Annotated in this window: 11 protein-coding genes; 3 read left to right on the plus strand and 8 right to left on the minus strand. The window is 72.7% G+C overall.

Annotated features, from left to right (window positions below; translation table 11 throughout):
* Window positions 1-61 precede the first annotated feature (61 nt).
* The gene (def, locus tag A8711_RS26160; RefSeq protein WP_064445948.1) at window positions 62-571 is read left to right on the plus strand and encodes a peptide deformylase; all 510 of its coding nucleotides are present in this window, start codon (window positions 62-64) and stop codon (window positions 569-571) included.
* Here the strand turns inward: def and A8711_RS26165 are convergent.
* Both A8711_RS26165 and A8711_RS26170 read right to left on the minus strand, forming a co-directional pair.
* Window positions 551-1,354 (minus strand): GNAT family N-acetyltransferase, encoded by an 804-nt coding sequence (locus tag A8711_RS26165; protein ID WP_069089639.1) that lies wholly within the window; start codon window positions 1,352-1,354, stop codon window positions 551-553. The genes def and A8711_RS26165 overlap by 21 nt on opposite strands.
* The gene (locus tag A8711_RS26170; protein ID WP_176722890.1) at window positions 1,339-2,109 is read right to left on the minus strand and encodes a TSUP family transporter; all 771 of its coding nucleotides are present in this window, start codon (window positions 2,107-2,109) and stop codon (window positions 1,339-1,341) included. The genes A8711_RS26165 and A8711_RS26170 overlap by 16 nt, the downstream gene beginning before the upstream one ends.
* Window positions 2,110-2,283: 174 nt before the next feature.
* On the opposite strand from A8711_RS26170, the gene A8711_RS26175 reads away from it, so the two are divergent.
* Window positions 2,284-3,063, plus strand: coding sequence for an endonuclease/exonuclease/phosphatase family protein (locus tag A8711_RS26175; protein WP_064445950.1), 780 nt, complete (start codon window positions 2,284-2,286; stop codon window positions 3,061-3,063).
* Between the two features lie 3 nt (window positions 3,064-3,066).
* Here the strand turns inward: A8711_RS26175 and A8711_RS26180 are convergent, their stop codons facing one another.
* The 6 genes from A8711_RS26180 to lanKC form a co-directional block, all read right to left on the minus strand.
* A complete protein-coding gene (locus tag A8711_RS26180) occupies window positions 3,067-3,933 on the minus strand; it encodes a bifunctional 5,10-methylenetetrahydrofolate dehydrogenase/5,10-methenyltetrahydrofolate cyclohydrolase (protein WP_043324007.1) in 867 nt (288 codons plus the stop codon).
* Window positions 3,934-4,026: 93 nt separating this feature from the next.
* Entirely contained in the window at window positions 4,027-4,959 is a 933-nt protein-coding gene (locus A8711_RS26185; protein ID WP_255365699.1) for a hypothetical protein, read from the minus strand.
* Between the two features lie 139 nt (window positions 4,960-5,098).
* Entirely contained in the window at window positions 5,099-6,097 is a 999-nt protein-coding gene (locus A8711_RS26190) for a tyrosine-type recombinase/integrase (protein ID WP_069089641.1), read from the minus strand.
* A gap of 449 nt (window positions 6,098-6,546) precedes the next feature.
* Window positions 6,547-7,269 (minus strand): hypothetical protein, encoded by a 723-nt coding sequence (locus tag A8711_RS26195; protein WP_069089642.1) that lies wholly within the window; start codon window positions 7,267-7,269, stop codon window positions 6,547-6,549.
* Between the two features lie 134 nt (window positions 7,270-7,403).
* On the minus strand, window positions 7,404-8,669 hold the full coding sequence (locus A8711_RS26200; protein WP_069089643.1) for an MFS transporter: 1,266 nt from the start codon (window positions 8,667-8,669) through the stop codon (window positions 7,404-7,406).
* 328 nt (window positions 8,670-8,997) lie between these two features.
* Window positions 8,998-11,613: a class III lanthionine synthetase LanKC gene (gene lanKC / locus A8711_RS26205; RefSeq protein ID WP_069089644.1), complete on the minus strand. Its 2,616-nt coding sequence runs from the start codon at window positions 11,611-11,613 to the stop codon at window positions 8,998-9,000.
* Between the two features lie 283 nt (window positions 11,614-11,896).
* Here lanKC and A8711_RS26210 point away from each other — a divergent pair, with 283 nt between their 5' ends.
* On the plus strand, window positions 11,897-12,466 hold the full coding sequence (locus A8711_RS26210) for a hypothetical protein (RefSeq protein ID WP_069089645.1): 570 nt from the start codon (window positions 11,897-11,899) through the stop codon (window positions 12,464-12,466).
* Window positions 12,467-12,472: the final 6 nt, after the last annotated feature.

Consider the following 12,472-nt stretch of genomic DNA (forward strand, 5'->3'; position numbering starts at 1 on the left):
AGCGTCGCCGCCCCGGCGGGTGCCCCCCACCGCGCGGTAAGCAACGGATAGCCTTCCGGACATGACTATGCGCCCGATCCGGATCATCGGCGACCCCGTGCTGCGCACCCCCAGCGAACCCGTCACCAGCTTCGACGCCGAACTGCGCGCCCTCGTCACCGACCTGATGGACACCCTGCTCGGCGCACCCGGACGCGCCGGCGTCGCCGCGCCCCAGATCGGCGTCAACGCCCAGGTGTTCGTCTACGACGCCGACGGCCGGCGCGGCCACATGATCAACCCCACGTTGGAACTGTCCGACGAACTCCAGGACGACGACGAGGGCTGCCTGTCCATCCCCGGCCTGTACTTCCCGACCCCCCGCGCCCTGCACGCCACCGCCCACGGCTACGACCAGCACGGCGAACCCCTCACCATCACCGGCAGCGGCTTCCTCGCCCGCGCCCTGCAACACGAGACCGACCACCTGCGCGGACGCCTCTACGTCGACACCCTGCGCGGCGACACCCGCCGCCGGGCCCTGCGCGAGATCCGCGCCGGCCGGTTCGACTCACCCAGCCGCGGCCGCTGACGTCAACGCGCACTCGGTGAACCCGGCCACCCGGGAGAACCCCAACCGCTCGTACAACCGCACCGCCGCCGCGTTGTCCGCCCGCACGTTCAACGTCACATGATCCACCAACGTCAGCAGCCGCGCGCACAACGCCGCCACCACCCCCGCGCCCAGACCCCGACCCCGCACGTCCGGATGCGTCGTCACGTTCCCCAACGCCGCCACCCGCCACCGCGGCGAGAACACGTGCACCCCCGCCACCGCCACCAACCGGCCCCGCTCCCGCACACCCACGTACTGGCCCGTGTCCAGCATCCGCGGATCGAACCAGTTCCCCGGATACGCCACCGCGTACAACCCGGAAAGCTCCGCCGCGTCCGCCGGCCCCAACGGCTCACCCACCGCCGGCACCGCCGCCAACCGACCCGGATCCGTCAACGCCATCCGGTGATGCGCCGCCGCCTCAGACACCACGAACCAGCGGCCCACCACCGCCTCCAGCCCGGGGGACAGGTGCGCCCACATCCGCGCCGGCAACACCGGCGCCGCCTCCGCCAGCAACCCCGCCAGGTCCGGCACCCGATCCGGCGCCGCGAACGCCAGCAACGTCGGCAACTCCACCCCGTGATACAGCAACACCACCTGGTCGCCACGCCGGAACCACGACGTGTACGGCCAGAAGAAATCGTCCAGATCACCCAACTGGTACGCGTGCAACACCGGATCCCGGCCCAGCAGACCCGCCAGCACCGCCCGATCGTGCTCCGCCCGCACCGCCACCGCGATCAGCCCGCCAACCACTGGTCGTAACCCAACCGGGCCACCAACGCCAGCACCACCACCAGCAGCACCACCCGCACGAACCCCGCACCCCGCCGCAACGCCATCCGCGCGCCCACCGCCGCCCCCACCACGTTGCACACCGCCATCGCCGCACCCAACGCCCACCACACGTGCCCCGTCAACCCGAACACCACAAGCGCACCCAGATTCGTACCCGCGTTCACCACCTTCGCCATCGCCGACGCGTGCACGAAATCCGAACCCAGAATCGCCGTGAACGCCAACACCAGAAACGTGCCCGTACCCGGCCCGATCAACCCGTCGTACAGGGCGATGCCCAACCCGGCCACCGCCACCGCCACCACCACCCGCCCCGGCGTGCGCCGCGGCGACGACACCACACCCAGCGACGGCCGCGCCATCACGAACACCGCCACCGCCACCAGCACCACAAGCACCACCGGCCGGTACGCGCCACCCGGCACCGCACCCGCAAGCGCCGCACCCAACCCCGCCGTCAGCACCGCCAACCCCGCCGCCGGACCCGCCACACCCCAGTCCAGCTTCGTCCGCCGCGCATACGTCACCGCCGCCGTCGACGTACCGAAAATCGCCGCCAGCTTGTTCGTGCCCAACGCCGTCGCCACCGGCACACCCGGCGCCGCCACCAGCAACGCCGGCAACAACAACAGACCACCGCCACCCACCACCGCGTCCACCCACCCCGCGACAAGGGCAGCGGTCAGCAACGTCGTCAACGACAGGGCATCCACCGCCGCATTCTGCCCACCCCGCCACCAGCGACAACGCCACCTGTGGCAAGCCTCACCGGCCCCGACGACGCCGCAACCACACCCCCACCGACCCCACCGCCACGAACACCAGCATCGAACAGCACAACAGTCTCAGCACCCGGCAAGACTGCCACGACGACGTAGGGTGTCCAGGTGCGCCTGGCCACCTTCAACCTGCTGCACGGCCGATCCCTCACCGACGGACTCGTCGACCCCGACCGGCTCACCGCCGCCGTCACCGCCCTCGACGCCGACGTCCTCGCCCTCCAGGAAGTCGACCGCGACCAGACCCGCAGCGGCAAACTCGACCTCACCGCCCTGGCCGCCCGCGCCCTGCACGCCGACCACCACCGCTTCGCCGCCGCCGTCGTCGGCACCCCCGGAGAACAGTTCCGCCCCCTCACCCACGACGACGACGGCCACGGCGAACCCCTCTACGGCATCGGCCTGATCAGCCGCCACCCCGTCCGCTCCTGGCAGGTCACCCGCCTACGCGCCGCCCCCGTCCGCTCACCCATCTACGCACCCGGACCCGGCGGCGGCCTCATCCTGCTCCGCGACGAACCCCGCGTCGTGCTCGCCGCCGTCCTCGACACCCCCCACGGCCCCCTCACCGTCGCCGCCACCCACCTGTCCTTCGTCCCCGGCTGGAACATCTGGCAACTACGCCGCGTCATCCGCGCCCTGCGCACCCTGCCCGCACCCCGGATCCTGCTCGGCGACCTCAACCTGCCCGCCGGACCCGCCGCCGCGCTCACCCGCTGGCGACCCCTCGCCCGCCGCCCCACCTACCCGGCCGGGCAACCCCGCGTCCAACTCGACCACATCCTCGCCGACCGGCACGCCCTCGACCGGCTCCCACCCGTCACCGCCGTCCACACACCGCTGGCCACCATCTCCGACCACCGGCCCCTCGTCGTCGACCTCGGCTGACGCTCAACCCAGCCCGGCCTGCCGCCGCGCCGCCTCCACCGCATTACGGAACAACATCGCCACAGTCGTCGGACCCACCCCGCCCACACGCGGCGTGATCGCACCCGCCACCTCGGCACACGACTCGTCCACGTCCGGCAACAACCGCCGCCCCTCGTACCGCACCCCACCACCGACCACCACCGCACCCGGACGCACATGCTCCGGCCGCACGATCCCCGGCACCCCCGCCGCCGCGATCAGGATCTCCGCCCGCCGCGTGTACCGCGGCCAGTCCGCCACCCCCGTGTGCACCACAGTCACCGCAGCGTTCGCCGTCGGCCGCTTCTGCGCCAGCAACATCGCAAGCGGCCGACCCAACGTCGCACCCCGGCCCAGGATCACCACCTCCCGCCCCGCCACCGGCACACCGTGAAACGCCAGCAACGCCTCGATCCCCGCCGGCGTACACGGCAACGGACCCGGCAACCCCAACGCCAGCCGGCCCATGTTCACCGGATGCATCCCGTCCACGTCCTTGTCCGGATCCAGCACCGCCAACGCCCGGTCGTAGTCCAGATGACCCGGGATCGGATACTGCACCAGCACCCCGTGGACCGTGGCGTCCGCGTTGAAATCCGCCAGCACCGCATGCAGATCCGCCTGCGACGCCGACGCCGGCAGATGCACGTGCGGCGACACGAAACCCAACTCCGCCGCCTGGCGTTGCTTGATCCGGATATAACCCGCGCTCGCGTCGTCGTCACCCACCAGCACCGTCGCCAGCGCCGGCGTCACCCCCGCCGCACGCAACTCGGCCACCGACGCGGCGACCTCCGACAACACCCGCTCCGCCACCGGAGCACCCGGCAACAACCGCGCAGAAGACATACGACACCTCGCCCGCAGGGGCCCAGGCGGTCGACCCCCACGACGAGCTCCCCGATGGTTCACCCATCCCCGTGCCGCCAGTCGCGTTCCCCCTCAGCCTGCCACAGCCTCCGCCGCCACCGCATCCACCACCGCCTGCCACCCCGGCAACGCCGCCAGCAGACCGTCCGCCCGCCGCCGCCGATCCGCCGCCGACGCCACACCCAGATCCGCCAGCACCGCCTGGAACGCCGGCCGCAACGCCCGCTCCCGCTCCGGTGCCACCGTGCCCAACACCACATGACACCGCGCGTACGTCACCAGCATCCAGAACATCGCCTCCCGATGCCGGCCCGCCCCGATCAGCTCAACCGCACCGTCGAACACCACCGGACGCCCCGCCGCACCCAGATCCGCCCCGAACGCGAACCCCTCCCGCGGCAACCGCGCCACCTCGTCGAACACCACCGCCAACCCGGCCAGATGCGCCCGCACCCGCGCCACGTCCACACCCGCCCCGCCGCCGTCGAGCGTGTCCAGCAACCCCGGATACCGATCGGCGAACCCGAACCGCGACAACACGCGCTCCGCCCGCACGTACCGCCGCCGCACTGTCGGATCCACCAGCCCCGCCACCGCCGGCCACACCGCCAGCAACGACGTCGGGAACACCCACGCCAACACCTGCTCCGCGGTTGGCCGCTCGGCGTCGACCGCCCGCAACCCGGCCTCGATCCGCCGCCGCACACCCGCACACCGCGCCCGCACCCACACCGGATCCGCGAACCCCGCCGCCACCCGCTCCCGCACCGCGCCCAACCGGCCCGACGGATCCGCGATCACCCCATCGGTACGCAACATCGGCGCGAACACCCACGACCCCAGCACATCCTCCGGGCCGCCCAACTCCGCCCACGTGATCGTGCTGACCTCCAGCAGCACCCCCCGATGCACGAACTTGCCCACCTTCGCACCGGGCTCCCGGCGCACCAGCAACACATCCACGTCCGACCACGGCGGCAACTGCGCATCGTCCGGCAACCCCACAGTCGACCCGCTGAACAACGCCCCCTCGACCGACGGGTCAACGCGCATCCGCTCCCGTACCCACCCGGCCGCCACCGCCCGCGCCGCACCCACCCGCATCCGCCCGATCCTGCCAGCCCGGCAGACCGCCGCGCGGCCCTCACCGCCGCGGCGCCAACCCCGACAACGCCCGATTGGTGCGGTTCGCCGCAACCGCCGCCCGCTGCTGACCCGCCGTCACCTCGATGTACGTCTGCGACGACGCCAACGACGCATGCCCCAGCAACCGCATGATCTCCGCCGCGCTCGCCCCGTCCTCCGCCAACCGCGTCGCGAACGTGTGCCGCAGCGCGTGCAAGCGCGCGCCCCGGGGCACCCGGTCACCGATGCCCGCCCGCCGGTAACACGACTCCACCAGGTACTGCAGCCCACCCCGCCGCAACGCCTCACCCTGGCGGTCCACCAGGAACGCAGCGTCCGGCCGCACACTGCGCGCCCCGAACCGGAGCCGCCGGCTGTCCAGATAACCCGTGAGCACCCGGTCCACGGCATCCTCGATCGGCACCGTACGCGGCCGCCCGCCCTTGCCCGCCACGTCCACCCGCCGCTCGCCGTCGCGCCCCGCCACCGACGACACCCGCAGCGCCAGCAGTTCCGACAGGCGCAACCCGGCGCACAACGCCAGCGCCAGCACCGCCAGGTCGCGCTCCGGCCACGGGTCACGCTGCCGGCCCTCCGCCCGGGCCACCGCCGCCAGCAGCTCCTCCGGGGTGTCCTCGCCCCGCAGTGGCTTGGGTCGGGGGAGCGGCGTACGGGGCCGCCCCACCGCCGGCATCGGATTGCCCGGTACGACGCCCTCGGCCACCAGGAACGTGAAGAAGCTGTTCCACGTCGACCAGGCACGATGGACCGACGCGGCGGCGCGGGGAGCGGCGAACCGCGCGAACGCCGCGCGCATGACCCTGGGGGAGAGGGAGCTGACCGCGACCCGGTCCAGGGGGAGGGGAGTGGCGTCGCCGTCGGCGGCGATCAGCTCGGCCACTGCGGTCAGATCCCTCCGGTACGCGGCCAAGGTGTGGGGGGAGGGCTTGCGGGTGGCCCGGGCGGTCAGGAACTCCTCAATCAGAGCGCCTACCGTTTCGTCCGGTTTGTCATGCATAAGGGATATTATGCATGATTCTCGCGTTCCCGTCAGGGGGTCCTTTCGAGGGGGAGCGCGGCCCGCTCAGTCGATGATCAACTCCACTACGCCGAGGTGGCGGCAACCCGGGCGCTCCGATGCAGCCACATCCGCGTACTGGCGGCGGCAGCCACACCTGTCGGCACTCGGCCGGAGCAGAGAGGGCGGCGAAAGGGGCCGGTGCCCTCTCTGCTCCGGCGATCATGAAGTTGACCGCGGATGCTGTCCCATTTGTCACCGCCAACCTCATGATCGCCGGAGCGGTGGATGGGTTGAGAGTGCGGCGTCGGCGGGCCGCGCCTAGGTGTGCGGTGCGACGGGGCAGCCGGCCGGACCTCCAAGTCCCGGAAGGTCAGCCGCCTCGCGAGGACGTCCGGGGAGGCCCGCCAGAGCTTTACTTGACATAATGTGCATTATCGAATCATGGCTCAGGAGGGCTTTACGTCTTCGCCGAGGGTGTCCGACATGACCTTCAGAAGCGCGGCCAGCCGTGGCTGGTGACCTCCGGCCTGCAGTCTCGCGAGTGCCGCGTCCACCTCTGCCTTGACCGCCTGCCGCTGCGACACCTGCCCCGAGTCGAGCGCCTTCTGGACTCGCGGTGTCAGGTCGGCCAACAACGTCAGGGCCTCCGTGTCCGGCGTATCCGCGTCGTCGGACAGTTCCGGGGCCTGCTGCCGGACGTCTGCGAATCGCCCTGCCCCGAACCGGGCCAGGGCGTCCGCCACGTCGTCCGCCGGCTGCCGCACCTGATCGAGGTCGAGCAGCTTCAGGGCCGGCCGCCCGTCGACCGGGCTCCGGCTGGTGAGCGGACGGTCGATCGTCGCGGCGGTGGCCGGCACCAGCAGCACCTTTGCGGCTCTCTGCTTCCGGCCACGGGACGGTAGCGGCTGGTCGAGCACGACAGCGTCGATCTCGGCCCATGCCACGAGCCGGTTGAGCCCGGCGACCCGCAGGTCCAGTCCGTCGGCTCCGATGCGGAACCGGAACGGCCTGAGCTGGTAGGCGACGAACAGGCCGGCCGACACCAGCCAGAGGCCGAGAAGGATCCATCGTCCGGTCGACGCGGAAGTGTGGTACAGCAGCGGGAGCGCGCCGACTCCGAAGACCGTGAGGCCCCTCCACAGCTTCTCTCGGCTCCTACGCAGCTCCATGCCGGCACCTCGTCCCTTGTGGCCTGTCCTGGGAGGGGCCCTACATGGTGGCACGGGCGAGGCGCTCTCGTGATCATCCGAACGTCCCCGGAAAGACCAGCACCTCTCCCCTGCCTGCCGGTACGAAGATCAGCTCAGACCGGCTGCGGGTCGCGGCGCTCGGCCTCGCCGGGCTCCGGGGCTTCCTCGACGGCCCGCAGGTCGGGCATGGCGCGTACGGCGGGCGCGACGGCCGCGCCGACGGCGAGCGCCAGCATGACGGCCGCGAAGCTGCCGAACACCACCGGCGCCGGTACGCGGTCGATCAGCAGGCCGGACAGGGCCGGGCCGAACGGCGCGACGATCAGCGCGATGAAGCTGGTCGCGGCGTTCGCTCTCCCCTGCAGGTCGCCGGGGGTGAGCAGGGTCTGGAGGGTCAGCATGCTGATGTTGGCGGCCGGTACGACCAGGACGCAGGCGCCGGCGAGCGCGCCCAGGACCAGTCCGTTGTCGGTGGTGGCCATCGCGGCGGTGAGCACGGCGCAGGCCCAGACGACGGCGAGGATCAGCCAGCGGGTGGGTACCCGGGCGGTCAGCCAGGACGCGACGAGTGATCCGGCGACGGCGCCGAGGCCGACGCATGCCATGACGGTTCCGGCGGACAGGCCGGAGGCGCCGTTGCGGACCGGCACGACGATGATCGCCAGGAGGACGCCCGCGAACGCGAAGTTCAGGACGGCGCCGCAGAGCAGCGTGAACCGCAGCGACGGTTGCCGCCACAGGAACCGGACCCCGGCGACGGCCTGCCGGGGCAGGGACTCCCCCGGCGTGGTCGCCGACCGGCCGAGTGGGCCGCGCAGCAGGGCCACGGCGGCCAGGGAGACGGCGTAGGAGATCGCGTCGACGAGGAACGGCAGTGCCGGGGCGAGGCCGAACAGGAAGCCGCCGAGCGGTGGGCCGGCGAGGTGGACGACGCCGTTGCGGGTCTCGTTGAACACGGTGGCCGTGCGCAGGTCGCGGGCGGGGACGACGGCGCGGGTGGCGGCCGCGGCGGCGGGTTGCAGCGCGGCGCCGAGGCCGGCGGTGGCGGCGGCGAGGACGGCGATGAGCAGGACTGGCGCGTGTCCGACGAGGGCGAGCACGGTGACGCCGGTGACGGCGAGCAGCGCGCCGGCGTCGCAGCAGAGCATGAGGATGCGCCGGTCGCGGCGGTCGGCGAGCAGGCCGGCGGGCAGGAGTACGAGGACCAGGGCGATGCCTTCGGCGAAGGCGACGAGGCCGGCGTCGGTGGCGGAGCCGGTGGTCAGCAGGACGAGCAGCGGCGTGGCGACGGCGGTGACCTGGGTGCCGAGTTTCGACGCGGTGCGGGCGACGGTGATGAGGAGGAAGTCGCGGTTGTGTCGTAGGCCGGTGGGCGGCATGGGGGCTCCGTGTGCGTGATGGCGGGCGGGATGCCGGCTTCACCGGGCCGGGTTGACGACGGACCCGGGCGGGCGGTGGCCGCCCGCCCGGGTCGCCAGGCGGATCAGGTGTGGCTGGGGCTGGTGGCCCGTTCGCCACTGCCGTCTCAGCCGTTGCAGCAGGCGATGCTGATGCTGCTGGACTGCGGCGGGACCGCGTGGCGGGTGCCGTTCTGCGTGGCCATGGCCTGCAGGTTGAGGAGCTTCGTCATGGGGGTTCACCTCCTTCTCGGGTGTGGTGGGTTGACCGTCGGTGGTTCCGACGGGGTCTGTGGGCGCCGGGCGGGGTTCAGCTCGCGGCGAGGAGGTGGCCGGTGGGTGCGACGTGGGTGGGCGCGTCGAGGAAGGGCAGCGTCACGGCGGTGCGGTGCAGCGCGGCGTGCATGGCGGACAGGATTCCGGCGCCGCCGGCGGCGAGGTCGGTGGAGATGCGCAGCAGGGTGTCGCCGGGGAACGCGAGGTGGCCGTCGAGGGCGTAGGCGTGCCAGGCGAGGCGGGTCAGGTGCGCGGGGACGTGGTGGGGCGCGTCGTCGCGGACGAGTCCGACGGGGCTGTGCGGGGTGGCGCGGCGCGGTGGGTCGTCGGTGAGCAGGGCGGCGGTGGCGAGGAGTCCGGCGCGGCCGTGGAAGAGGCCGGGCAGCAGGACGAATTCGACGTCGATGGTGCGGCGGACGGTGGTGACGATGTCGCGCAGCCACTGGCGTTCGCCGTGGCGGAGCAGTGTGTGGGCGGCGACGGCGATGCCGGCGCTGCCTTCGTCGAGGTAGAACAGTCGTCGTGCGCCGTCGCGTACGTGGAGGTTGCCGTTGTCGTCGCGGACGGTGTGTTGCAGGTCGCGGCGCAGGGCGGTGCGGGCGGCGCGGAGCCAGGCGGGGTCGCCGGTGGTTTCGTGCAGGCGGGTGAGGAAGGTAGCGGGGCCGGACCAGCCGTGGAGCAGGCCGGGGCGGGTGGGTTCGGGTACGGGTTGCGTGGTGTCGCCGGTGAGGGTGCGGGCGAGTCGGTCGCCGATGTGCAGGGCGTCGTCGGGGGCGGGTCGGCCGGGGCGCAGCAGGGCGAGTCCGATGCCGGCGAGGCCGCTGTGCAGGCCGGGGCCGTAGCGGTGGTGCAGGCCGGTGCGACATCGGTCGAGCAGTTCGTCGGCGTCGTCGTGGCGTCCGGTGCGGTCGAGGAGGGCGGCGATGCCGGCGATGCCGTCGTAGAGGCCGAGGTGGGCGGCGGGTAGGCGGTGGGCGGCGCGGGTGAGCCAGTCGAGGTGTTCGTCGCGTTCGGGGTAGTCGACGCCGGTGTTGACGAGTGCCCAGATGATGCCGGCGGCGCCGTGCGCGAGGGTGGCGCCGCCGTGCGGGAACTGGCCGGGGTCGCCGGGGAAGAGCCGGTCGGTGCGGTGTGGTGTGGCGGTGGCGCGGATGCCGGCGGCCAGGGATTCGATCAGCCGGCGTTGGTCGGCGGGCCAGGGGTAGCGGGTGACGCGGCGGCGGCCGGGCGCGGGTGGGTGCAGTGCGGTGTGCAGGTCGTCGCGGATGCGGTCGAGGTATCCGGGTGGTAGCGGGAAGCGTCGGGCGATCGTGAGGAGGTCGTCGAACTTGTCGTCGCTCAGGGCGGCGAGTGGTGTCAGTGGTACGAAGACGGCGAGGCGCAGGCAGGCGAGGGCGTAGGTGTCGACGGCGGTGCCTCGGCGGATGCGGGGGGTGGCGAAGCCGGGGTCGCCCAGTGAGGGGGTGAAGTCCTCGTCGGTCAGGTACGCCTGTTCGAAGTCGACGAGCACGATCCGGCCGTCGGGGCGGATCATGATGTTGGCGGTGTGCAGGTCGCCGAAGACCACTCCCCTGGCGTGTATCCGGGCCAGGGCTGCCTGGACCTGGTCGATGACGTCGAGTGCCCAGGTGGTGTAGTCGGTGAGGTCCTGCTCGGTGGGGTCGGGGTGGATGAGTGGGTGCCGCATGGCGAGGTGGTGTTGGAGGGTGTCGCCGTCGACGTGCTCTTCGACCAGGAACTGGTGTTCCCACCAGGTGAGGCGGTCGAGCAGCTGGGGTACGCAGTCGAGGCCGGCGAGGCGCCGCAGCATGGTCTCTTCGCGGCGCAGGCGGGTGAGCGCGTCGGTTCCGGCGCCGTCGAGTCCGGCGTGCGGGCGGGCTTCGCGCAGGACGACGGTGCGGCCGTCGCGTAGGTCGGTGGCGCGGTAGACGCCGCCGGCGTTGGAGTGGTGCAGGGCTTCCTCGATGCGGTAGGGCGGTTCGTCGTCGGTGTGCGCGTCGACAGCGGCGACGGCGGCGATGTGTTCGGCGACGAAGTCGGGCACGGGGGCCCAGTCGGGCACGGTGAAGACGGGTTCGCGGCGGTCGGGGACGAGGGTTCCGTCGGGGCGTGCGACGGCGGGGACGGGCTGGTCGCCGTCGACGCACCAGAGTTCGGCGAATCCCCCGTAGCGCAGGTAGAGGGGTCCGTCGTGCCAGCGCAGGTCGCTGAGGACGTAGGGGCCGCGGTATCCGGCGAGCCGGGCGCCGAGGTCGTCGAGGACGCGGCGCAGGGCGGTGTCGTCGGCCGGGTAGAGGGCGGCGAGTTTGCCGCTGCCGGCGCGGTGGGCGTACTTCTCGTTGTTGACCAGGGCGAGGCGGCGGCTGCGTTGGAACTTGAACGCGACCCGGTGGGTCACGCAGTGGTCGCGTACCAGGTCGAGGACGTCGGCGGCGTCGTCGAGGTTCACCGACACGTGGACTTTCCAGCCCTGCTGGGGCAGCTGCGCCTGCGGCGGGTGCCACATGATCCAGCCGCCGTGTTCGGCGACGCGCCAGCCGTCGGGCGGGGTCTGGTCGGCCAGCGGGAACCGGCTCGCCGTGTCGGCGACGTACGCCGGTGAGTCGACGTGGACCGGGTCGGCGATCAGGAACGCTCCGGGCGTGGGCATGGCAAACCTCGCGGCCGTGACGATGGGTTGGGTGTCCGGGACGGGTTCGGTGTTGCCGTCGTCGTCCGGACTGGTTCCATCGTGGTGGTAGCCGGCCGGTCCTGGCGTCCGGCCGTGGGGCGAGGTTCGGGGTCCGTCCCGGCCCGGTGGTGGACGTCGGGGGTCCGTCTGGAAGGTGACACCGGATGTCACCCGGTACGGGGACGTCCGGCGGGCCGGTGTGGACCAGAATTTCTCGCGTACGCGGGCTGTTCGCCCGCATTTCCTTCTGTGGAGGTCTGTGATGAGGACCGAGGTCCAGTCGCCGCCGGTGGTGGTGTTCCTGCAGGCGCAGCGGCCGGCGGGGTGGGTGACCGTCGCGCGTGGGGTGCCGTTGGACGGACGGCGGTGTCTGCTGCGGACGGTGGGTGCGGGCCGGGCGCGTTCCGGCGACGCGGTGCGGCTGGTGGGGGTGGCGGGCGGGGACGCGCGGTCGCTCGCTGTCGCCGAGGTGTCGGTGTTGCACCGTGACGAGGCGGACCTGGTGATGGTGTCGCTGGCCGGTGCGACGGTTCCCGGTGGGCACGGCACTGATGCCTTGGCGGTGCGGCGGGTGTTGGCGATGCTCGCCGACGACGCGGACGGGCGGTGGCGGGTGGCCGCGGACGCGGCGGCCGACGTCGTGGCGCCGGTCGTGCTGGTGGGGGCGGGCCGGGCGGGTGCGCCGGGCCGGACGGCGGTGCCGGTGACCACGCACCGGGTGGGCGCGGCCACGCCGTCGCCGGACGGTGACGGCGGCGGTGACGACGATGGCTCGCCGCTGTCCTGGACGTGCCGGTTGTTCGGCATCGGCTGCCCCGCGGAAAACTCCTGATCCGCC

Source organism: Micromonospora sp. II, from assembly GCF_001709195.1.
Taxonomy (GTDB): domain Bacteria; phylum Actinomycetota; class Actinomycetes; order Mycobacteriales; family Micromonosporaceae; genus Micromonospora; species Micromonospora chalcea.

Coding starts and splice junctions, on each gene's coding strand:
- def (WP_064445948.1), top strand. CDS start 62: ATGACTATGCGCCCGATCCGGATCATCGGCGACCCCGTGCTGCGCACC.
- A8711_RS26180 (WP_043324007.1), bottom strand. CDS start 3,933: ATGTCTTCTGCGCGGTTGTTGCCGGGTGCTCCGGTGGCGGAGCGGGTG.
- A8711_RS26190 (WP_069089641.1), bottom strand. CDS start 6,097: ATGCATGACAAACCGGACGAAACGGTAGGCGCTCTGATTGAGGAGTTC.
- A8711_RS26195 (WP_069089642.1), bottom strand. CDS start 7,269: ATGGAGCTGCGTAGGAGCCGAGAGAAGCTGTGGAGGGGCCTCACGGTC.
- A8711_RS26200 (WP_069089643.1), bottom strand. CDS start 8,669: ATGCCGCCCACCGGCCTACGACACAACCGCGACTTCCTCCTCATCACC.
- lanKC (WP_069089644.1), bottom strand. CDS start 11,613: ATGCCCACGCCCGGAGCGTTCCTGATCGCCGACCCGGTCCACGTCGAC.
- A8711_RS26210 (WP_069089645.1), top strand. CDS start 11,897: ATGAGGACCGAGGTCCAGTCGCCGCCGGTGGTGGTGTTCCTGCAGGCG.